This is a genomic window from Paraburkholderia sp. BR10936 (assembly GCF_040965735.1).
In the GTDB taxonomy this organism is placed as follows: Bacteria; Pseudomonadota; Gammaproteobacteria; order Burkholderiales; family Burkholderiaceae; genus Paraburkholderia; species Paraburkholderia nodosa_A.
In genome coordinates this window covers 375433-397666 of sequence record NZ_JBFRCM010000006.1, presented here as the reverse complement: position 1 = coordinate 397666, position 22234 = coordinate 375433, and the positions used below count along the sequence as shown (strand labels likewise).

The 22234-nt window shown below is 65.9% G+C and carries 20 protein-coding genes; 9 read left to right on the top strand and 11 right to left on the bottom strand.

The features are described from left to right. The first annotated feature begins 5 nt into the window (after positions 1-5). From AB4Y36_RS16290 to AB4Y36_RS16275, 4 genes are all read left to right on the top strand, one after another. Positions 6-1052 carry an ABC transporter substrate-binding protein gene (locus tag AB4Y36_RS16290; RefSeq protein WP_368683541.1) on the top strand — a complete coding sequence of 349 codons (1047 nt, stop codon included), beginning with the start codon at positions 6-8 and terminating at the stop codon, positions 1050-1052. Between the two features lie 84 nt (positions 1053-1136). Beyond that, the gene (locus AB4Y36_RS16285; protein ID WP_368683540.1) at positions 1137-2696 is read left to right on the top strand and encodes an SH3 domain-containing protein; all 1560 of its coding nucleotides are present in this window, start codon (positions 1137-1139) and stop codon (positions 2694-2696) included. A 166-nt stretch (positions 2697-2862) separates the two neighbouring features. Continuing rightward, entirely contained in the window at positions 2863-3000 is a 138-nt protein-coding gene (locus AB4Y36_RS16280) for a hypothetical protein (RefSeq protein WP_176733017.1), read from the top strand. 190 nt (positions 3001-3190) lie between these two features. Then, the gene (locus tag AB4Y36_RS16275; protein WP_368683571.1) at positions 3191-4264 is read left to right on the top strand and encodes a porin; all 1074 of its coding nucleotides are present in this window, start codon (positions 3191-3193) and stop codon (positions 4262-4264) included. Positions 4265-4335: 71 nt separating this feature from the next. On the opposite strand, the gene AB4Y36_RS16270 is transcribed toward AB4Y36_RS16275, so the two are convergent. The 5 genes from AB4Y36_RS16270 to AB4Y36_RS16250 form a co-directional block, all read right to left on the bottom strand. After that, positions 4336-6303 carry a beta-galactosidase gene (locus AB4Y36_RS16270; RefSeq protein WP_368683539.1) on the bottom strand — a complete coding sequence of 656 codons (1968 nt, stop codon included), beginning with the start codon at positions 6301-6303 and terminating at the stop codon, positions 4336-4338. Between the two features lie 77 nt (positions 6304-6380). Further along, a complete protein-coding gene (locus tag AB4Y36_RS16265) occupies positions 6381-7232 on the bottom strand; it encodes a carbohydrate ABC transporter permease (protein ID WP_069269070.1) in 852 nt (283 codons plus the stop codon). 43 nt (positions 7233-7275) lie between these two features. After that, complete coding sequence (locus AB4Y36_RS16260) at positions 7276-8181, bottom strand: carbohydrate ABC transporter permease (RefSeq protein WP_368683538.1); 906 nt, start codon at positions 8179-8181, stop codon at positions 7276-7278. A 67-nt stretch (positions 8182-8248) separates the two neighbouring features. Continuing rightward, positions 8249-9514, bottom strand: a complete 1266-nt coding sequence (locus AB4Y36_RS16255) for an ABC transporter substrate-binding protein (protein ID WP_069269068.1) — start codon at positions 9512-9514, stop codon at positions 8249-8251. A gap of 112 nt (positions 9515-9626) precedes the next feature. After that, a complete protein-coding gene (locus AB4Y36_RS16250) occupies positions 9627-10763 on the bottom strand; it encodes an ABC transporter ATP-binding protein (protein ID WP_069269067.1) in 1137 nt (378 codons plus the stop codon). A 206-nt stretch (positions 10764-10969) separates the two neighbouring features. Between AB4Y36_RS16250 and AB4Y36_RS16245 the strand changes: the two genes are divergently transcribed. After that, entirely contained in the window at positions 10970-11995 is a 1026-nt protein-coding gene (locus AB4Y36_RS16245) for a LacI family DNA-binding transcriptional regulator (protein WP_368683537.1), read from the top strand. A gap of 135 nt (positions 11996-12130) precedes the next feature. Continuing rightward, complete coding sequence (gene solA / locus AB4Y36_RS16240; protein ID WP_069269065.1) at positions 12131-13288, top strand: N-methyl-L-tryptophan oxidase; 1158 nt, start codon at positions 12131-12133, stop codon at positions 13286-13288. Positions 13289-13303: 15 nt separating this feature from the next. Here the strand turns inward: solA and AB4Y36_RS16235 are convergent, their stop codons facing one another. The 6 genes from AB4Y36_RS16235 to AB4Y36_RS16210 form a co-directional block, all read right to left on the bottom strand. Further along, positions 13304-14374 carry a hypothetical protein gene (locus tag AB4Y36_RS16235; protein ID WP_368617285.1) on the bottom strand — a complete coding sequence of 357 codons (1071 nt, stop codon included), beginning with the start codon at positions 14372-14374 and terminating at the stop codon, positions 13304-13306. Positions 14375-14486: 112 nt separating this feature from the next. Further along, positions 14487-15791 carry an RNA polymerase sigma factor gene (locus AB4Y36_RS16230; RefSeq protein ID WP_368606605.1) on the bottom strand — a complete coding sequence of 435 codons (1305 nt, stop codon included), beginning with the start codon at positions 15789-15791 and terminating at the stop codon, positions 14487-14489. Then, positions 15788-16210, bottom strand: a complete 423-nt coding sequence (locus tag AB4Y36_RS16225) for a VOC family protein (protein ID WP_069269062.1) — start codon at positions 16208-16210, stop codon at positions 15788-15790. The genes AB4Y36_RS16230 and AB4Y36_RS16225 overlap by 4 nt, the downstream gene beginning before the upstream one ends. 31 nt (positions 16211-16241) lie before the next feature. Then, positions 16242-16664 (bottom strand): YciI family protein, encoded by a 423-nt coding sequence (locus AB4Y36_RS16220; protein WP_069269061.1) that lies wholly within the window; start codon positions 16662-16664, stop codon positions 16242-16244. A 150-nt stretch (positions 16665-16814) separates the two neighbouring features. Then, positions 16815-17168 (bottom strand): YciI family protein, encoded by a 354-nt coding sequence (locus AB4Y36_RS16215; RefSeq protein ID WP_368683536.1) that lies wholly within the window; start codon positions 17166-17168, stop codon positions 16815-16817. Between the two features lie 94 nt (positions 17169-17262). After that, positions 17263-17880, bottom strand: a complete 618-nt coding sequence (locus tag AB4Y36_RS16210) for a TetR/AcrR family transcriptional regulator (protein WP_342947463.1) — start codon at positions 17878-17880, stop codon at positions 17263-17265. A gap of 88 nt (positions 17881-17968) precedes the next feature. Here AB4Y36_RS16210 and AB4Y36_RS16205 point away from each other — a divergent pair, with 88 nt between their 5' ends. The 3 genes from AB4Y36_RS16205 to AB4Y36_RS16195 all read left to right on the top strand — a co-directional run bounded on the left by AB4Y36_RS16205 (position 17969) and on the right by AB4Y36_RS16195 (position 22215). Then, complete coding sequence (locus AB4Y36_RS16205) at positions 17969-19096, top strand: MBL fold metallo-hydrolase (protein ID WP_368683535.1); 1128 nt, start codon at positions 17969-17971, stop codon at positions 19094-19096. A 319-nt stretch (positions 19097-19415) separates the two neighbouring features. Next, on the top strand, positions 19416-20675 hold the full coding sequence (locus tag AB4Y36_RS16200; protein ID WP_069269057.1) for an ROK family transcriptional regulator: 1260 nt from the start codon (positions 19416-19418) through the stop codon (positions 20673-20675). Next, complete coding sequence (locus tag AB4Y36_RS16195) at positions 20662-22215, top strand: sugar ABC transporter ATP-binding protein (protein ID WP_368606607.1); 1554 nt, start codon at positions 20662-20664, stop codon at positions 22213-22215. Before AB4Y36_RS16200 ends, AB4Y36_RS16195 begins: the two co-directional genes overlap by 14 nt. The last annotated feature ends 19 nt before the right edge of the window (positions 22216-22234 follow it).

The window sequence follows — 22234 nt, the reverse complement described above, 5'->3', positions numbered from 1 at the left end:
CCACGATGAAACTCACACGCACCCTGGCTCCGCTGGCCGCATTCGTTGCCTTGGGCATCTCGCAAGGCGCCTGGTCGCAAACGAAGACGATCTACATCGGCATGAACGGCGGCCCGATGGAGAAGGCCTACACGAGCCAGGTCCTGCCCGACTTCGAAAAGGCCAACAACGTGAAGGTGGTGGTCGTGCCGGGCACCTCCTCCGACGTGCTCGCGAAGCTCCTCGCCAACCGCAACAGCCCGCAGATGCATGTCGCCTTTCTCGACGACGGCGTAATGGCGCGCGCGGTGAGCATGGGCGTATGCGAGAAACTCGACGATTCGCCGGTGCTCAAGGAGCTGTATCCGTTCGCGCGCATGAAAGGCGACGTGGGCGCGGGCGTGCAACTCGGCATGACGGGCATTGGCTACAACACGAAGGTGTTCGCCGATAAAGGCTGGGCGCCGCCCACTTCGTGGCTCGATTTCGCCAATCCGAAATACAAGGGCAAGGTGGTGTTCCAGTCGGCTTCGAGCAGCACGTTCGGGCTGCACGGCTTTCTCGCCATCAACCGCCTGATGGGCGGCAGCGAGAGCAATGTCGAGCCGGGCTTCACGAAGTGGGCGAGCACGGTGGGGCCGAACGTCGTCGAATATATTCCGAATTCGGCCAAGCTCTCGGAGATGATCCAGACCGGCGAGGCCGGCATCTTCCCGCTCACGCCCACCGCCGTGGGCGACCTGAAGGACAAGGGCCTGCCCGTGGCCTACGCCAACCCGAAGGAAGGCGCCGTGCTGCTGCTCGTGGACCTGTGCGTGGTGAAGAACAATCCCGACCCGCAGCTCGCGCAAAAGCTCGCGCAGTTCCTGCTGTCGGCGCCCGCGCAGAGCAAGGCGGCCTCCGCCGGCAAGCAGATTCCGACCAACCAGAACGCGACCATGCCGCCCGACATGCAAAAGAGCCTGGGCAATCTCGACCAGCTCGTGAAGAAGGTGACGGTGGTCGACTGGGACGTGATCAACGAGCACCGCGCGCAGTGGGATTCGCGCTGGAACCGGCAGATCGAGCAGTGATCGTTTGATTTTCGCGCAATAGCGAGGGCAGCGGGCGCGGCGCGTCCTGTATCATCCACGGGTTGTCGAACCGCCCGCTCGCCCATGCGCTCCGCCCTCGATTCTTCGTCTCGCCTTTCCGCTTTTGCCCTGGCTCCGCGCGCCCGCTTCCTCGCCCTGACGCTAGCCGCCGCGTGCGTGCTGCCGGGATGCGCGACCGGCCCGGCCTCGCAGAGTCCTGCCGGGCAGGCGCTCCCGCCCGATACGGTCACGCTCTTCCCGATCGAGCACTACGACCAGAACGTCGATCACTGGATCGATCCGGCCAGCGCCGGTTACGACAAGCCCTTCCTTTCGCCCGACGTCCAGCGCGCGCAATTCGATGCGCTCGTCGCGCGCTATTTCGGTGCAGGTCCGAACGATCCCTCGCCCTGGAATCGCGCGTTTGTCGAGCAGCGCGTGTATCGCGATGGCGGCAGCGACATCGCCGCGCTGCAGACGCGCCGCCTCGCATACTTCGACAACACCGGCAAGGAGGCGCGCCGCATTGGCTACGGCATGAATTTCCGGCCGCACACGAAGGCGTGGATCGACGCCATCGAGCGCAACGCCAACGTCAGCCAGTTCGAACAGTCCAGCGGCTTCGATGCCACGCGTCGCGCCATCGCCACGACGGCACTGTACGTGCGCGAGCTGCCCACCGTCGACCCGTCGTTCTATTCACATCGCATAGCAGGTGAAGGCTATCCCTTCGACAACCTGCAGGTGAGCGCCGTGCGGCCGGGCACGCCGCTCTACGTGCTCGGCACGAGCGCAGACGGCGCCTGGCGCTACGTGCAGACGCCGGACGTGCAGGGCTGGGTGCGCAGCGACGGCGTGGCGAGCGTCGATGAAGCCTTCGTTTCGACGTGGCGCGCGGCGGCGCATCACTCGCTCGGCGTCGTGGTCGTGGCCTCCGCCGCGCTGCGCGACGATGGCGGCCTGTTCCGCTTCGACGCGCCTGCCGGCACGCTGCTGCCGCTGCGGCCCGCTTCGGGCGCGAAGCCGGGCGAAGTGCTCGTGCCCGCCCGCGATGTAGATGGCCGCGCGGCGATCCGCACGGCAGTGCTCGATTCGAACGCCATCGTGCCTGCGCCGCTCGCGGCGACGCCGCGCCATCTCGCACAGTTGATGAAGGCGCTGATCGGCCGCCCCTACGGCTGGGGCAATACGAACTTCGACAACGACTGCTCGGCCGAATTGCAGAGCATTTTCGCTGCGTTCGGCGTGTGGCTGCCCCGCCATTCGTCCACGCAAATGAACGCGGGGGCGATGACCGATCTTTCGGCGTCCACGCCCGCACAACGCCTCGACTGGCTCGTGCAGCACGGCGCGCCCATGCGCACGCTCATCTATATAGGCGGTCACGTGATGCTCTATCTGGGCATCACGGAGCGCGATGGCAAGACGGTGCCGCTCGTCTATCAGGACGTCTGGGGCCTGCGCCCCGCCGACAACAGCCGCCGCGCCGTGATTGGCGGCTCGGTCATCTTGCCCTTGCTGCTCGCCTACCCCGAAGACCCCAACCTCGAGTCGCTTGCAGGCACGCCGGTTTTCCAGGTCAGCATCCTGGGTGCGCCCGCGGGCAGCGCGCCGCCGCAGGATGAGGAGAATCCGGCGGGGTGAGGCAGGCGCCCGTGTGTCGATTCATGCGCCGGGTGCAACAAATTGATGCGCAAATGTGATCGTTTCTCCCAGGGTGACAGATTCCGCACGGTCGTACAAAAATAGCCCCCATCGAACGTAGCATTCCGTCAACGTTGCACACCTCTCGTCAGGGGAGAAGCGATCGGTGAACGCGCATTCAATCCGGCCCATGCCTAGCCGCAAGCCCACGATGACCACGCGCTCGCCCACGCTGTTCCTGCGCACGCGAGAGGACCCCGGCCGCCGCGCCAGACCGCAGGACTACGCGAAGTACTCCGCGTAGTACGCCGAGCAGCACTCCCAGCATTCCGATTCATGGGGTTCCGCGAGGAACCCCGGCCCCCTTTTGCCTGAAGCTTTATCCGCGGCTTTGCCTGGAGCATGGCCTGAAGCGTGCGCAGCACCTGTCACATCAATCTCAATCCATAAATAACACTAAGGATGACGAAATGTTACAACGCGACAACCTCGGCATGAAATGGCTGGTCCGCTGCCTCGCGGCGGCCGGTTTGATGGGCACAGCGGGTGTCGCGAGCGCGCAGAGCAGCGTCACACTGTATGGCATCGTCGACGGGTCGATCCTCTACACGAGCCATACGCTGAACACGCGGACGGGCCAGAACGCCGGTCATCAGTTCTCGTTTACGGACAGCGGCATGTCCGGCTCGAACTTCGGCATGCGCGGCGCCGAGGACCTGGGCGGCGGGATGCGTGCGGTATTCGCGCTCGAGAGCGGCATCAGCATCGCGAACGGCCAGTTCGGCAATTCCAACGGCAACTTCTTCGGGCGTCAGGCGTGGATCGGCATGGAAAGTCCCTATGGTACGGTCAAGGCTGGTCTGCAGTACTCACCGTTCTTCCTCTCGCTCTACCAGACGGACCCGCGCGGCATGTCGTATTTCGGCAGCGGTCTCGTGAGCTACGTGAACAACGTCTACGTGACCGGGCTCTTCAACAGCAACGCGATTACGTATACGTCCCCGGAAATCGCCGGCATTCAGGCGATGGGCATGTTCGCCATGGGCGGCGCGGCGGGCAACTTCCAGGCGGGACGCCAGTATTCGGCGAGCCTGCGCTATCACATCGCGGGCTTCACGATCACAGGCGCGCTGTATAGCGGCAATGCCGGAGGCAGCGCGGCCACCACGCCAGTGCCGAGCACCATCGAGTTCGTGGGCCGCACGATCGGCGCGAGCTATCGCTTCCCGAACTCGCTCACGATCTCCGCTTCGTACGCGCTTTACAAGGTTGCGCAGTCGTTCGACAACAGCGTCTACTCCGGCGGGCTCAGCTATATGATCACGCCCTACCTCGACGTCGACGCCGGCGTCTGGTACACGCGCGACGGCAACGACGGCACCAACCACTCGCTCCTCGCGTCGAGCGGCGTGCAGTTCTTCCTCTCCAAACGCACGACGCTCTATGGCCAGGTGGGCTACGTGAACAACCACGGTCGTATGGACACGGGCTTGTCGATCAACAACGCGCTCTTTGAAGTCTCCGGGTCGACCGTGGGCGCGAGCATCGGCATCCGGCATCTGTTCTGATGCGCGCGAGTGTTCCGCGGCGCGCGCGTGATGCGACGCGACGCGGAACACTCTCTCGGGTTAGCTGCGGCTCAGCGGGTTTCGCGCCACGCGCACACGTCGCCTCGCGCAAGCTCGCGCGCGCCCAGCACGAACTGGGCCCCGTCGGGGGCCGGCGCCTGAACACGTTGCTCGCCAAAGTTGAAGGCGAAGCACAATCCGCCGCGTCGGCTCACGCGCAAGCCTTCGGGCAAGCGCTGCGTGGCGAGGCCCGCGCCGCGCGCGGCTTCGTCGAGCATGGCGAGATGCAGCTCGCGCGAAAACCACGCAGCGGCGTAACGCACGCGGCCATGCGAGAGCAGCGCAGGCCAGCCGTCTTCGAATTGCGCCTGAACGCGCGTGGCGCCGTTGGCGCGCACGTGATCGCGCCAATGCAATGCCTCGCCCTGCACGCCGGCTAGCGTGACCGCAGGCGCGAGCGTGGGCCGCAGCGATTCCGCCTCGAGCACCTGCAACGGCAGCACGCGCTGCAACACGCCGGGCGGCAGGTCGCCGGGTATGGCGAAGTGCGCGGTCTTCGAGCCGCTGCGCGGCCCGAACACCCACAGGCCGTCGCTGCGCTCGATCTGATCCACGAAGGCGTCGTCGATCACGGCCAGCGACGGCACCACCACGAGCCGGTACGCTGAAAGATCCGCGTGCCGCGAGACGATTTCGACATCGAGGCCCAGTTCGCGCAGCGCGCTGTAGTAGTCGAACGCGAGCGTCTGATAGTCGAAGCTCGCGCCGTGGCGCTGGATCTCGAACATCCACTGCGTTTCGTAGTCGAATACGAGCGCCACCTGGGCACGCCCCGCCGGTGCGAGTGTACGCAACACGTCGCTCGCCGCGATCTCCCGCGCGGCCTGCTCCACCTCGCGGCCGCCGGGAGACAGCTCGTTATTCGGCAGATTGAGGCCCGAATGCATCTGCTCCTGCGCATACGGGCATTGCCGCCAGCGGAAGTACGAAACGAGTTCGGCGCCGTGCGCGAACGCTTCATAGGCCCACAGGCGCACCATGCCCGGCGCGGGCACCGGATTCCACGGCGCCCAGTTCACCGGCCCCGCCTGCTGCTCCATCACCCAGAAGCGCCCGCCGCCTATTGTGCGGTAGCGGTCGTGGTCGAACGACGAGACGTCTGGGTGCGCGGTGCGCGCGTAGCGAGCCTTCTGCGCTTCCGGCAACCCGATCACTTCGGTGCGCGCGATCGGATAGCTGTCCCACGTCGCCACGTCGATGGCCTTGTCCGCCGCGAACTGGTAGTGATCGAAGGTCGTGAAAAAACCCATGAAGTTGTGCAATACGTCGGCGTTCGGCGCGTGGCGGCGCAGCACGTCTGCCTGCTCGCGATGAAAGCTCGCGACTTCAACCGACATGTAGCGGCGAAAATCCAGATGATGCGCCGGGTTGGCGTCGGTCGGCGTGCGCACGGGCAACCCCACCGCTTCGAACGACGGGTACTCCATGCTCCAGAACACGTTGCCCCATGCCTCGTTGAGCGCCTCGATCGTGTCGTAGCGCTTCGCGAGCCACGTCTGGAAGCGGCGCTGCGCGGCACTCGACCAGCTCGGCACGGTGTCGTGGCAGCCCAGCTCGTTGTCGGTCTGCCATGCGATCACGGCCGGATGCGCGCCGTAGCGCTGTGCCATCGCCTCCGTAATGCGCACACAATGGGCGCGATAAGCCTCGCTCGCAATGTCGTAGTGGCGGCGCGAGCCGTAGTTCCAGGGCGTGCCGTCGGCGCGCACGGGAAGCATCTCGGGCGTCGCGTCGACGAGCCACTTCGGCGGCGAGGCCGTGGGCGTGCCGAGCACGATCTTCAGGCCACGGGCCGCGAGCGTTTCGATCGCATCGTCGAGCCAGGCCCACTCATACACACCGGCGCGCGGCTCCATGCGGCTCCAGGCGAATTCGCCAATGCGCACGTGGGTAATGCCGAATTCGGCCATGCGGCGCGCGTCGTCGGCCCACATCGTTTGCGGCCATTGTTCGGGGTAGTAGCAGACACCGATTTGCATGAGTGACAATCCGCCTCGGAATAACGTCGGGAATACGAATGAAATAAAAAAGGGCCTTCGGCTGCGGCCGGGCTCTCTCAGCCCTTGCTCGCGCCGAAGGTAAGCCCCGCGACAAAGTGTTTCTGCATGGCGAAGAACATCAGCACCGAAGGCAGCGCCGCAAGCACCGAGCCCGCCGCCACGAGGTTCCACGCCGTGGTCCACTGCCCCTTGAGCGCGGCTACGCCCACCGTGATCGGCGCGGCGTCGTCGCCCTGGGTGAGACACAGCGCCCAGAAGTAGTCGTTCCAGACGAACGTGAAGACGAGAATGCCGAGCGCAGCGAGCGCCGGCCGCACGAGCGGCATGACGATGCGCCAGTAAATGGCCCATTCGCTCGCGCCTTCCACGCGCGCGGCCTCGATCAGTTCGAACGGCAGTTGCTTGATGAAATTGCGCAGGAACAGCGTGCAGAATCCGGTCTGAAACGACACGTGAAAGATGATGAGCGCCCACACGGTGTTGTAGAGCCCTACGCGCAGCGCCATGTCGCGCACCGGGATCATGAGGATCTGGATCGGCACGAAGTTCCCGGCGACGAAGGCGAACAATACCGCCGTGTTGCCGCGAAAGCGATACGTGGATAGCGCGAAGCCCGCCATCGAAGCCAGCGTAATGGCACCGATCACCGAAGGCACCGTGATCAGCACGCTGTTCGCGAAGTAATGGAGCATCGGTGTTTGCGTGAGCGCCGCCCCGTAGTTTTCCAGCAGCGCGAAGTGCTTCGGCCAGCCCCAGTAGTCGCCCTGCTGCAGTTCCTCGGTAGACCGGATCGAGGTAATGAGCACGGCGAGCATGGGCAGCAGCCAGATGACGAGCGCAATGGGCAACGAGATCTTGTAGAGCGCGCGATTCGCGGGTTTCCAGCGATCGACGGGAAGCGGATACATGGGCAGCGACTCCGTGAACAGCGACGAAAAATCGACGGGTAACTCAGCGTTCTTCGCGCAACATGCGGCGCAAATGGAACACGATATAAACGAGCATGATGGCGAACAGCACGACGGCAATCGCCGCCGAATAGCCTTCGCGGTAGTATTTGATCGCCTGGTCGTACATGAAGTACGCGAGCACCGTGGAGCTGTCGAACGGGCCGCCGCCGCTCATCACGGCGATCAGGTCGAAGCTGCGCAGCGCGCCAATCACCGTGAGCACGATGGCCATGAACGTGGCAGGGCGCAGCTGCGGGAGCACCACGTGCCAGAAGAGCCGCCAACCCTTCGCGCCTTCCATGCGCGCGGCTTCCACGATCTCGGGGTTGATACCCGTGAGGCCCGTGAGATACAGGATCATGCAGAACGGTGTTTGCGGCCAGAGTGCGGCGAAGATAATGCCGAACGTCACGAGCTTCGGGTCGCCCAATACGGGTATGCCATGGCCGACGATCATCTTGAGCAGACCGAAGGTCGGATCGTAGAACCACGAGAACACGAGACCGACCACCACGCCCGAGAGCACGAACGGCGCGAAGAACAGCGACTTCACCGCGCATATGCCGCGCACGTGCTGGTTCAGATAGAGCGCGAACACGAGACCGAGCGGCGGCGCGAGCAGGAAGAACACAAGCCACAGCAGATTGTTCTTGAGCGCGGTATAGAACGTGTCGGTCTGGAACAGTTCGACGTAGTTCGCGAGCCCGACAAACGTTTTCGCGGTCATCCCGTCCCAGTTATAGAAGCTGAGCGTGATGCTGCTGAAGATCGGGTAGACCACGCACAGCGCAAAGAGCGCGCAGCCCGGCAGCAGGAAAAACAGCGCGGCGCGATTCTGTTGCCGCCGCACAGTAGAGACGCGACGCGGCCGCGCCGCCCCAATGGGGCGCGCCAAGGTATCGGACATGGTGAAGTCTCGCCGGTGATCGAAGAAGGTACGGCCGGCGGCGCAATGCGCCGGCCGCACCGCGGCTTTACTTGTGGTAGATGCGCTGGCGCGTCGTTTCGAGGCGCGCGAGCAGCGTATCGAGCTGCGACGGGTCGCTGTAGAACTGCTGCATGGCCTTCATGCCTTCGTCGGCCATTTCCTTCTGCATGTCGCGGTCGTAGAACTGCGCAATGCCGCCGCGCGTGCTCGCGAGCGTCTGGAAGCCCACCTTGGAGATGGGATCGTCAGGCTCGGCTGCCTTGTTGTTCGAAGGCAGCTGGCCCCAGCCGTGCGCGAGTTCGGCGTTGATCGCGGGCGTTTCCATGAAGGCGAGCAATCTGCGCGCATCGGCCTTGTTCTTGGCCTTTGCAGGAATGAGCAGTACGTTCACGGGACCGTCTTCGGCCGTCGGCACATTGGCGTCGATGACCGGGAAGCGGAAGAAGCCCACGTTCTGTTTCATGTTCTCCGGGAAGCTCGCCGAGAAGAACGTGCCCATCAGCATCATCGCCGCCTTGCCGTTCACGAGCACCGGCGCGATCGAATCCACGTCGTAGGAAAGCGCGTTCTCCATGAAGCAATGGTTGTCCATCAGCGTCTTCCACGTGGTGTACACCTTCTTCACGCGGGGGTCGGTATAGGGAATCTGACCGGCCATCAGCTTCTGGTGGAACTCGTTGCCGTTGATGCGCAGGTCCAGATAGTCGAACCACGCGGCGAGCGTCCAGCTGTCGCGCGCGGCCACGGCAATGGGCTGCACGCCGATGGCGTTGAGCTTCTTGCAGCTTTCCAGCAATTCGTCGAAGGTCTTCGGCTCGGATTTGATTCCGGCCTTGGCGAACAGGTCCTTGCGGTAGAAGAAGCCATAGGCGTCATATCCCAGCGGCGCGGCATACTGCTTGCCGTTCCATGTGGACGCACTCTTCACCGATGCGTACTGGTCGTTCCAGCCGTTTTTGGCCCAGTCCGGGGAGAGGTCTTCCAGCAGGCCGCGCTCGGCGTAATAGGCCATGCGCTCGCCGTCGTGCCACGACACCACATCGGGCGGATCGGTCGCGAGCCAGCCGCCCATCTGCACCTTGTAGGCTTCCTCGGTTATATAGGATACCTTGAGGTCGACGTCGGGATTGGCTTTCTTGAACTGATCGAAGGCATCTTGCCATGTCGAGCGCTGGTTGGCGCGCGCCGAGACGTTGACGGTCAGCGTCCCGGCGTCGGCGGCCATGCTCGTGAACGCCGTCGCCGCCACGATCGCAACGGCGGCCGAGCCGCGGGCCAGCGAACCGAACGCTTTCAAGCGATTGGAAAACATCTGTTGTCTCCTGTGTCGATCCATCCAACATGCTGTTGGACTGCCTTTGTCGACTGACGGCACCCGCGCCGCCAGACCTGGTGACCCGCTCTACCGGCGGGGTATAACGAAATCAGGCCAGCGCCGGCGCATGCGCTGCCGCGAGCCGGCGCAACGCTGTGCCTTCGGCGTCGAACAGATGGCACGCCTGCGGCGGCACATGCACGCGGATGCGTTCGCCCACACCGATAAGCGAATCGCCCGGCGCTTTGGCGACCAGTGTGCCGGCCGCATGATCCGCATGCAGATAGCTATGTTCGCCCAGGCGCTCGGCGAGCACCGTTGCGCACGCAATCGATTGATCGTCGCCAGTCAGCCGCAGATGTTCGGGCCGCACGCCCAGCGTGACCGGCTGACCGCGCTTCAATGCGCGTCCGTCCACGCAGGCGAGCAGCGTCTGCCCGCCTTCGAGCGTGACGCGCACGCCCTCTTCATCCACCGAGTCGACACTCGCGTCGATGAAGTTCATGCGCGGCGAGCCGATGAACCCGGCCACGAAGCGCGACTTCGGGTGGTGATAGAGATCGAGCGGCGCGCCGCTTTGCGCCACGCTGCCGTGGCGCTCCATGTCGGCGCCCGCGTGCAGCAGCACGATGCGGTCGGCGAGCGTCATCGCCTCGACCTGGTCGTGCGTGACATACACGACGCTCGCATCCGTGAAGCGCTGGTGCAGGCGCGCGATCTCGATGCGCGTATGGCTGCGCAACGCGGCGTCGAGATTGGAGAGCGGCTCGTCGAACAGAAACACGCCCGGCTCGCGCACGATGGCGCGGCCGATGGCGACGCGCTGACGCTGTCCGCCCGATAGCGCCTTGGGATGCCGGTCGAGCAGCGCCTCCAGTTGCAGGCTGCGCGCGGCGTCGCGCACGCGCCGCTCGATCTCGGCTTTCGGCACCTTGGCGATCTTCAGGCCGAACGCGATGTTGTCGAACACCGTCATGTGCGGAAAGAGCGCGTAGCTCTGGAACACCATCGCCACGCCGCGTTCGGCGGCGGGCACGTCCGTCACCACGCGCGACCCGATGCGCAGTTCGCCTTCGCTCAATTCCTCGAGGCCCGCGATCATGCGCAGCAGCGTGGACTTGCCGCATCCGGAAGGCCCGAGGAACACGCAAAACTCGTGATGCCCGATGTCGAGATCGACATGCCGCACCACCGGCGGATGATCGCCGTAGCGCTTGCCGACGCCCGAGAGCTGTATCGTCGCCATGTTCTCGCCTCGAAATTTAAGCGCTTAAATTTTTATGCAGAAAACTTCCCACAGCCCTTGCGCAGCGGGCATTTAACCGCTTAAATTCGAATCCGGCACAATCGCGCATTCGTTGTCTCCGTTGATGTTGTGGGAGAAAAGTAGCAAACCCCGCCGCAGCATTGCAACATCTGAATCATCTTCCCTGAATGTGGGAAAGGTCCGACATGGTCACCCTGTCAGAAGTCGCGCGGCGCGCACGCGTCACGGCGGCTACCGTTTCGAACGTGCTGCGCAATCGCGAGAAGGTTCGTCCCGAGACGGCCGAGCGCGTGCTGCAGGCCATCGCCGAACTGGGCTACCGGCCCAACCTCAATGCGCGCGCGCTCGCGCAGGGGCGCTCGTCCACGCTCGCGCTCATGCTCTCGAACATCTCCAACCCGTTCTACCCCGAGTTCGTGCTCGCGGCGGAACGCGCCGCGCGCAAGGCGGGCCACTTCCTGATGGTCTGCAACACCGACGACGACGCGCAAATCGGCCGCGCCTACCTGAACCAGATCGCGGGCACCTTCGCGGACGGCGTGCTCGTGATGAACACCGACATCGCCATGAACGAACTGTGCATCTCGGCCATGCACAACGGCCCCATTCTGCTGGCGATGTGGGAGCACCCCGAGAATCCGCCCGTGTTGCCGTGCGTGGCCGTGGACTTCGCGCGCGCGGGCGCGCTCGCGGCGCACCATCTACTTGAGTTGGGACACCGAAATATCGCCATGCTGATCGGCGACGGCTGCGGCGGCCTGCAGGATGCCCGTTCGGAAGGATTCCGAACGGCCTTGCGCGAAGGCGGCGTGAATCCGGCGAACGTGGCGCAGATGCAGGTGCGCGACTCGATCGACTCCGGCTACGCGGCCTGCCAGCAATTGCTCGCGCAGCACCCGCGCGTGAGCGCGATCTTCGCGACCAACGACCTGCTCGCGATCGGTGCGATTCAGGCGCTGGTCAGCATGGGCCGCGCCGTGCCCGACGATGTGTCCGTGATCGGCATCACGGACATTCAGCTCGCCCATCAGATGCGCCCCGCGCTCACCACGGTCGCGATCCAGACCGAGGCCGTGGCCGAGCTGTCGATCCGCAGCCTGATCCGGCTGATCGACGAACCGGACCAGCAGCCGCCCATGGTGCTCGGGCCGCAGCCCGAGCTCGTCACGCGCATGTCCACGGGGCCGCGCAAACGGCGCGCCCGGGCCTGACCCTGCACGCGTCAGACCTCGCTCGACAGGTGCGGGCGAAGCGCCGACAATGAATGCCCTTTACGGCGCGCCCGTCCGGTTCAGCGGAGCCAGGCGCACACACGTTCGCGCGCTGCGGCGCGCACGGGGCACTACATGCAGGACACAAACGCAAGTCATCGACATTTCGACACGCTGATCGTCGGTGCAGGTTCGATGGGCATGGCGGCCGGCTATTATCTGAGCCGCCTCGGCAACAAGGTGCTGCTGCTCGACGCCGGCGATCCACCGCACGATCAGGGTGCGCATCACGGAGCGACGCGCCTCATTCGCCACGCCTATGGCGAAGGCGCCGCCTACGTGCCGCTCGCCTTGCGCGCCCAGCAGCTTTGGGAAGACCTCGAGCAGCAAACGCAGACTGCCCTTTTCGTGCGCACGGGCGTCGTCAACATCGGCTCGCCCGACGAAGCTTTCATGCGCGAGGTGCAGGCGAGCGCCGCCAGCCACGGCATCCCGCTGGAAACGCTCGATGCCGCCACGGCCGGCAAACGCTGGCCCGCGTGGCGACTGCGCCCAGAGCAGATCGCGAACTTCGAACCCGGCGCGGGCGTGCTCTATTGCGAGCGCGCGATCAGCACTTACCGGCAGCTCGCGACCGCGCTCGGCGCAACACTGGGCACGAATACGCGCGTCACGCGCATCGAGTGTCATGGGCGCGAGAGTGTCAACGTCTGGACCGACAGGAACGAAAAGTTCACCGCGCGCGACCTGATCGTGTGCGCCGGCAAATCGACTCGCGATCTGCTCGCGCCGCTGGGCCTCGAGATTCCGGTCACGCGCGTGCGCAAGAGTTTCGCGTGGTTCGAAGGCGAGCCAGGCCTCTTTGGGCCGGAGCGCTTCCCGGGCTTTTTCGTCGCCTCGGAAGTGGGCGGTTATTACGGGTTTCCCGATCTCGACGGCAGCGGCCTGAAGCTGGGCCGCCACGACACCGGCGAGCCCATCGCGGCGGACGCGCCGCTCGCGCCATTCGGCGCCGAGCCGAGCGATCTCGGCGATCTGCAAGCCTTCCTGGAACGCTACTTACCGGGCGCGGGCAAGCTGCGCGTAGGCCGGGCCTGCGAATACGACATGACGCCGGACGAACATTTCATCATCGACCGCGTGCCCACCTGCCCGAACGTGCACATCGCGACCGGCTTTTCCGGGCATGGTTTCAAGTTCGCCAGCGCGATCGGCGAGGCGCTAGCGGAGCGCATCACGCAAGGCGAAAGCCGCATCGACCTTGCGATGTTCGCGCGCAAGCGCTTCGCGTAGCGAGCCAGCTCAAGCCTAGTTCGCGGGAATCGTCACGACCGGCGCCTTGCTGCTCGTCTCGGCTTCCGCGAGCGCCATGAGGTTCTGCAGGACCGTGAACGCATATTTCGAGTCGAAGTCGGCGCGCTCGACCCAATAAGCCGTGCCGTCGTAGTCGATCGCGACATAGGCGTCCGCGGGCGCCTTCGGCCCCTGGTGCACGATGATGATCGGCCGCGTTTCGCCCCCAATCAGCCCGACGGTCGGTTTCGTCGCGCCGCTCTGCACCTGGGCGTCCGGCACCTGCACCTGCGCGCCGATATTCGTGAGGATGCCGAGTACCGAGCGCGTCACCATGGGAATGCGATTGCCGCCCTGCGCGGAGGGTCCATAGACGATCTCGTACGTGCGCGTGTCCGCCGCAAGATGGAGCAGTTCACGCACGCGCGCCAGGTCCGCCGAAACTTGCGGCGACTGCGCGCTGTTCGTCGCGCCGAGTGCGAGGAACACCGTGTTCTTGCCGTTCTCGCTGCGCGACTCCACGTTCAGCTCGCCCGCCAGTTGCAGGCGCCGCAGCGCCTGGAGCAACTGGAAGAAACCCGCCGAGCCCGCGCTGCCCTCCCCGCCTAGCGCGCTGCCGTTCTGCAGCCCGCCGATCGATTGCGCGCCGATACGCAGCAGCAGATCGACCGGCATGCCGCCTTCGGCGAGCGGCATCATGAGTTCCGGCGCGAGCGGCCGGATGTACGCCGAAGCGAACGCTTCGCCCGTAGTTGGCGTGAACGTGAAAGTCGGGCGATTCGACCAGGAGATATTACCGGTCGCAAGCGCATAGTCCGGCTGCGCGCCTGAGCCGATATTGCCCGTGACGCCCGCCGTCGAATCGAATTGATACGCGGCGATGATCGAACTCACCGTGAGAAAGGCGGGCGCGTCGCCGTAACGCAAACCGATCACGGCCGCGAGTATTCCGCGTTTATTTGCATCGCCGAGTGCTCTTGCGTAATCGACCTGATCGGCGCGCAAGCGCGTCGGGCCGAGATGCACACACGCCGTGCCCAGCAAGGCCGAGCACGAAACCGCCAGAATCGTCGCTTTTGAAATCATCGGAAGCCTGCGCGCCGGCCGCGCAAAGAGAGTGGGTCCGCGCGCACAGGTAGCAAGCGTTGTGCCCCGATATTTCAGAAGCGCAAGCGTGACCCTTCCGGAAATGACACCCTCAGGTCCGTGGCGCGCTCGATTGCGCCCGCGCCAGCAGCACTTCGCGGTCGCGCGCGTTCTGCGTGAGCGCGGCCGCGCGCTCGAATTCCGCTCGCGCTTCGGCATGGCGCGCCAGCTTTTCGAGCAGATCGCCGCGTGCGGCCGGCAGCCACGGATAGTGACGCAGCGAGGGTTCCGCACACAGCGCATCGACGAGATCGAGCGCCGCTTGCGGCCCTCGCGCCATACCCACCGCCACGGCGCGATTCAGACGCACGACGGGCGAGGCGTCGAGTTCGAGCAGCGCGTCGTAGATCGAGACGATCTGCGCCCAGTCGGTCTGCGCCGCGCTCGGCGCGCGCGCATGGCAAGCCGCGAGCGCCGCCTGCAGCGCGTATGGCCCAGGCGCACCCGCGCAGGCCGCACCGCGCGCGATCGCGGCAAGCCCGCGCCGGATCAATAGCGCGTCCCAGCGGCTGCGGTCCTGGTCGGCGAGCAGCACGGCGCGCCCTGCCCGGTCCACACGCGCGGGCAAGCGTGAAGCCTGCAGTTCCATCAAGGCAACGAGGCCGTGAGCCTCGCCCTCGAGCGGAACGAGTTCCGCCAGCATGCGGCCTAGCCGCAGGGCTTCTTCGCACAGCGCAGGGCGCGTCCAGTCCGGGCCCGCCGTGGCCGTATAGCCTTCGTTGAAGATCAGATAAATCACTTCGAATACCGAAGCAAGCCGCGGCTCGAGGTCGGCGAGGCGCGGCACTTCGAACGGAACTTTCGCCGCCGCGAGCGTGCGCTTGGCCCGCACGATGCGCTGCGCGACGGTTGCCTCCGGCACGAGGAACGCGCGCGCGATCTCAGCCGTAGTGAGGCCGCCGAGCAGACGCAGCGTGAGCGCGGCGCGTCCCTCCTTCGGCAACACCGGATGACACGCCACGAACACGAGCCGCAGCAAGTCGTCGCCGATCTCGTCCTCGCGCGCGGCGTCGAGCGCCTCCACGAAGTCGGGCGCGAAGTGCGCTTCGAGCGCTTCGAGGTCCGCGCCCATCGCCTCGTGCGCGCGCGCATGTGAGGCCGCGCGACGCAGCCGGTCGAGGGCGCGATGTTTCGCGGCGGTCATGAGCCACGCTCCGGGGTTCTCGGGAATGCCGCTCACAGGCCAGCTTTCCAGCGCGGCGACGAACGCGTCCTGCGCGATTTCCTCGGCCACGCCCACGTCGCGCACGATGCGCGCGGCGTGGGCGATTACCTTCGCCGACTCGATGCGCCACACGGCCTCGACCGTGCGGCGCGTCGCCGTGAATGGGTCGTGAGGGTCGCGCGCCTGCGTCACGAGCCGTGCGCGCCCTTTTCGATCGCGGCGGGCGACATGTACATCAGTTCCCAGATGTGGCCATCGGGGTCTTCGAAGCTGCGGCCGTACATGTCGGTGCCGCACTCCATCGGCGGGCGCTTCGAGGTGCCGCCCGCCGCGAGCGCCTTGTCGACGAGTCCGTCCACTTCCTCGCGCGACACGCACGAGAGGCAGGTCAGCACCTCGGTGCTTTCGCGGGCGTCCACGAGCGCCTTGTCGGTGAAGCCGCGCATGAAATCGAGGGTGAGCAGCATGGCGTACATGTTCTCGCCCAACACCATGCAGGCGGCCTGGTCGTTGGTGAATTTCGGGTCGAACTTGAAGCCGAGCTGGCCGAAGAAGTCCATCGAGCGCTTGAGGTCGCGCACGCCCAGATTGACGAAGATGTGCTTATGCATGTTTGGATCCTCACGGTGATCGAGCAAATGCTCAGGATGCCTTACGTTGTTCCTGCAGCTGGCGAAAACTCTCGACGCCCTCGCACTGCGGAAGTTCGTCGAGTTCATAGAGCTGCCGCACTTCGACCTCGCCCTCGGTGTGCTTGCCGAATGGCGACGGGAACCGGCGCGCCCATTCGAGCGCTTCGTCGCGCGAGCGGACCTGGATGAGCGTATAGCCGGCGATCAACTCCTTCGTTTCGGCGAACGGGCCGTCGAGGATCGTGGGCTTGCCGTTCGTGTAGTGCACGCGGAAGCCGCGCGAGCTGGGCTGCAGGCCCGAGGCGTCGAGCAGCACGCCGGCCTTCGCCAGTTCCTCGTGATAGCGGGCCATTTCGGCGAATACTTCGACGTCGTCGGGCGGCTCGCCCGCTTCGGTCAGCGCGTTGGCGCGCACCATGATCATGAATCGCATTGTCTACTCCTGAATGTGACGTTCGGGTCGTTCGAGGCAAGCGGCACCCTTGGGTGCGCTCATGAACACGACGCGCAGGGCGCACGGAAATCGACAAGAGACAGCGAAATCTTTTGCGTGCCTGGGGAAACTACCTGGAGAGGCACCCCTTCAGCGGAAACACGGACCAGTTTCGCGCACTTCGACGCTCGCCCATTGCGCCGCGGGACAGCGCTGCGCGATGGCCAGTGCCTCGTCGCGTGTTGCGCAATCGACAAGGAAAAAGCCGCCGATCATCTCCTTCGCCTCGGCAAACGGGCCATCGATGATGCTCGCGCGGCCTTCGCGCACCTGCACGCGTGCGCCGCCGGTGTCGGAGGTGAGCGCGTGTGCGTCGATCAGCTTGCCCTCGGCGGCGAGTTCGTCGGCGAACGCGACCATGCGCGCGTAAAGCGTCTCGCCTTCGGATGGCGCGCGCGTCTCGCGCTGGCCGCGCGGCTCGGCGATGAGCAGCATGAATGGCATGAAGGTGTCCTCTCAGTCAGCCTGCGATCCTGAAAGGCAAGAGTCTATTCCAGAAGGAGCGATGCGCGTCGCGACCGGGCGCGCTTTGAGGCGCTCACGCGTAGCGCGCGAGGAAGAGATCGGCGGACGACTCGGCGACCTGGCGCTGCTGCGCGTCGTCGAGCGGAGGCTGGCCCATTGCGACCTGCGGCCAGAACGCGAATGCCTTCACGATGCCGTGCAGTTGCTGCGAGGCGAATGCGGGGTCGGTCGTTTTCAGGCGGCCGTCGGCGGCGGCCGCGCGCACCCAGACCGTGAGGTCCTCTTCGCGCTCGCCGATGCGAGCCACCATGTCGCGTGCGCGCTCGGGCGAATGGATGCCCGCCGCGATCGCCACGCGCGCGAGCTTGAAGAACGCTTCGTCGCTCAGGAGCCGCAGCTTGCGCATCAGTAGCTCGACGAGCTGCGTGCGCAGCGGCTCGCCGGCGCGGTAGGCCGGCGCATCGGCGGTCGCGCTCGCATCCCAGAGCTGGCACAGGATCGACGCGAACAGCGCCTCCTTGCTCGGGAAATGGTTGTAGACCGTGCGCTTCGAGACGTTCGCGCGCGCCGCAATGCGATCCATGCTCGTGGCGTCGAAGCCGGAGGCCAGAAATTCGTCGATGGCCGCCGCGACGATGGCGGCGCGCTTGCGGTCGGTCAGGCGTTGAGGGGTGGCGGGGATGCAATCCATTCCCAAATCTTACACCAGACAGTTTACTTTTCACCAGAATAAACTACACTGTGCAGTCTACTTCCTGTTTCCAAAGGCAGCCGCCGACATGACCTCGCCTTTCGCATCGCTGAGCCGTACCTTGGGCCTGAGCGCCGCACAACGCGGCCGCGAGCTCTCGTCCACCTCGCCGCAACACGATGGCGAGCGCTTTCGCAACGTGCGTCCGCGTCCGGCCGAGGGCCTCGGCAAGACGCTGAAGATCATGTGGAACATGATCTTCCACAAGCCGGGCGGCACCATGCCCGCCGGCGCGCTGCCCGTTCAGGCGCTCACGCGCGAGGAGCTCGAGGCCGCGCCCGACCGCAGCGTCTACCGGCTCGGCCATTCCACGCTGCTCTTCAAGCTGCGCGGCCACTTCTGGCTCACCGACCCGGTATTCGCCGAGCGCGCCTCGCCGTTCCAGAACCTCGGGCCCAAGCGCTTTCATGCGCCGCCCATCGCGCTTGCCGATCTGCCGCCGCTGCGCGGCGTGATCCTCTCGCACGACCACTACGACCACCTCGACCGCGAAACCGTGCTCGCGCTCGCCGCCACGACGGGCGTATTTCTCACGCCGCTCGGCGTCGGCGACCGCTTGATCGAATGGGGCATCGACGGTGCGAAGGTGCGTCAGTTCGACTGGTGGCAAGGCGCGAATGTCGAGGGCGTCGAGTTCACCGCTACCCCGGCGCAGCATTTCTCGGGACGCAGCCTGTTCGACGGCAACAGCACGCTGTGGGCGTCGTGGGTGATCGCCGACGCCGACCTGCGCGTGTTCTTCAGCGGCGACACCGGCTACTTCGACGGCTTTCGCACGATCGGCGAGCGGCTTGGCCCCTTCGACGCGACCTTCATCGAAACCGGCGCGTACGACCCGCAATGGCCCTACGTCCACATGCAACCGGAGGAAACGGTGCAGGCGCACGTGGATTTGCGCGGCGAGTGGCTCGTGCCGATTCACAACGGCACGTTCGATCTCGCGATGCATCGCTGGCAGGACCCGTTCGAGCGCGTGACCGGCCTCGCGCTGGCGCGCGGCGTGACGCTCTCCACGCCGCGCATGGGAGAGCGGCTCGATCTCGTCGAGCCGCATCGTGGGGAGCGTTGGTGGCGTGAGGTGGCGGAAAGCGCGGAGCCGCCGCGCACGGCGCGCCGGTGGTTCGCTTGCCGCGATGCGCGCGAAGCGCAGTCCTGACACCCATCCTCACATCTCCCTCTACAGCCCGCGCGCCATACGAACGCGCGCGGGCCCACCTGCTGCTCGTTCCCCGCTTCTTCCCCTTCGCGGCAAAAGTCTCCTAAGCTTTTGCATCGGGGCCCGCATCGTACGGAGCCTCTTCATCCCGCCCCTTCACCCCTTCACGGGATTTCCCCAGGCTGACAGCCCGCGATTTCTGGCATTAAATAAATCAACTTGATTTATTTAGTCGGCGACGCAGTTCCAGGCCGACCTGCTTTGCATAGGACCGGAGCGAGCGCCAAAGCGCCCACTCCGGATCGACAGGAGGAGACACGTGAGAAGTCCGCATGTCGGTCAGGGCAGCAATTCCGCCAACGTCCGCCGCTTCAACGAACGCCTGCTGCTGCAGGCGCTGCGTCGCGCGGGCGAGGCGTCGAAGGCCGACCTCGCGCGTCTCGCGAATCTCACGAGCACCGCGGTGGGCACCATCATCACCTCGCTCACGGCCAATGGCCTGATCGAGGTGAGCGGCCGCCGCGACGGCCAACGCGGCCAGCCCGCCTCGCTGCTGCGCCTGTCGCCGCGCGGCGCGTTCGCCATCGGCGTGCGGCTCGACCGGACCAACATCGAAACCGTGCTCGTGGATTTCGCGGGCCACATGATCGAGCGCCGCTCGCGCGACATGCTGCTGCCGCAACCCTCGGTCGCGCAGGAGATCGTGCAACGCGACATCGCCGAGCTATTGGGCCACCTCACGACAGAGGAACGCAGTCGCCTCGCCGGCATCGGCGTGGCGCAGCCGTACAACCTCGGCAGCTGGCTGCGCGAACTGGGCCTGCCGGCGGACACCTTCCGCGTGTGGAACGATGTCGATTTCGCGGGCGAACTCGCGCGCGCCACGGCGCTGCCCGTGTTCAGCGAAAACGACGGCAACGCGGCCGCCATCGCCGAGATCTTCTACGGCTGCGGGCGCCAGCGCGACGACTTCCTCTACCTGTTTCTCGGCCCGGCGATCGGCGGCGGCATCGCCATCGACGGCGACTGCGTGCGTGGCCTCACCGGCAACGCGGGCGATTTCGCGGTGATGCCCGTGCCGCCGAGCCGCCTGCCCTCGGCGCACAAGCCGCCCGGTCAGTGGGACATCCTGCTGTCGCGCGCGTCGCTCATCGCGCTGCGCCGCCATCTGCAGTATTGCGGCGAGACGATCGACAGCCGCGCCGATCTGGAAGCGTGCATCGCGCGCGGCCACCCCGGCGTGCAGGAGTGGCTCGACGACTGCATCGATGCGCTCGCCCCCGCGCTGCGCTCGGCATTCTGCGTGCTCGACGTGCCCGCCGTGGTGCTCGACGCCGACGTGGACGCGGGCCTCATCGACACGCTCATGCAGCGCCTGCGCCTCGCGGTCGCGGCCACCGCGCCGGAAGCGCGCGGCACGCCCGCCCTGGTGCGCGGCACCTTCGGTCCCGATGCGGGGGCGCTCGGCGCGGCCACGCTCCCCATGTTCTTCAACTTTTCGCCGCGCGCGGGCATCCTCATGGGCGCCGGCGCACAAACTTACGCTCAAGCGCAGGAGGAGAGCCATGTCGCCCTCTGAGTCCACGCCGCCGCTGCTGGAAATGCGGGGCATCACCAAGACCTTCCCCGGCGTGCGCGCACTCGACAACGTGCGCCTCACCGTCTACCCCGGCGAGGTCCATTCGCTCATGGGCGAGAACGGCGCGGGCAAGTCCACGTTGATGAAGATCCTCTCGGGCGCCTATCAGGCCGACCCCGGCGGCGAGATCCTCATCGAAGGCAAGCCGGTCGTGATCGACGGGCCGCATGCGTCGCGCGCGCTGGGCGTGGCCGTGATCTATCAGGAGCTGAGCCTTGCGCCCAATCTCTCGGTTGCCGAGAACATTCATGCGGGCCGCGAACTGCGCAAGGGCGGCCGCCGCTTCGGCACGGTCGACCGGCGCGCCATGGAGCGCGGCTGCGAAGACGTGCTCAAGCGCCTCGGCGCGAGCTTCGGGCCCACCACGCTGGTCGGCTCGCTTTCCATCGCCGAACGGCAGCTGGTGGAAATCGCACGCGCAGTCCACAGCGACGCGCGCATCATCGTGATGGACGAGCCCACCACGCCGCTTTCCTCGCGCGAAACGGAACGCCTTTTCAAGCTCATCAACCAGCTGCGCGATGAAGGACTGGCGATCATCTACATCAGCCACCGCATGGCCGAGGTGTACGAGCTGTCGGACCGCGTTTCCGTGCTGCGCGACGGCAGCTACGTGGGCACGCTCATGCGCGACGCGCTCAACGCGGAAAGCCTCGTGAGCATGATGGTGGGCCGCGATATTTCGGGCTTCTACAAAAAGGCGCACGCACCGTACGATCCGGGCAAGGTCGTGCTCACCGTGCGCGATGTGGCCGACGACAAGCGCGTGCGCGGCTGCAGTCTCGACCTGCACGCGGGCGAAGTGCTCGGCATTGCTGGCCTCGTGGGCGCGGGCCGCACCGAGCTTGCGCGCCTCATCTTCGGCGCGGAACCGCGCTTGCGCGGCCAGATCGCCATCGACGGCCAGACGCTCAACGTGCACACGCCGCGCGACGCGATCAACGCGGGCCTCGTCTACCTGACCGAAGACCGCAAGCATCAGGGCCTCTTTCTCGACATGAGCGTGCGCGACAACATCAACGTCGCCGTGGCCGGGCGCGACGCGCGCATGGGCGTGCTCGACCTCGCGCGCGGCGGCGAGCGCGCGAAGGAAGCCATCCGCTCACTCTCCATTCGCGTGCCGAACGCGCGCGTGAACGTGGGCGCGCTCTCGGGCGGCAACCAGCAGAAGGTGCTGCTTTCGCGCCTGCTGGAAACGAAGCCGCGCGTGCTGATTCTCGACGAGCCCACGCGCGGCGTCGATATCGGCGCAAAATCCGAGATCTACCGCATCATCAACGACCTCGCCAAGACCGGCGTGGGCATTATCGTGATTTCGAGCGAGCTGCCCGAGATCATCGGCGTGGCCGACCGCGTGCTCGTCATGCGCGAAGGCGTGTTCGCCGGCGAGCTTGGCGGCTACTCCGGCAAACCCATCAGCCAGGAAGCGATCATCGAACTCGCCACCGGCTCGCAGCACCCGCTCGACGAAGCCGCTTGACCTTCACCGCATACGCAAG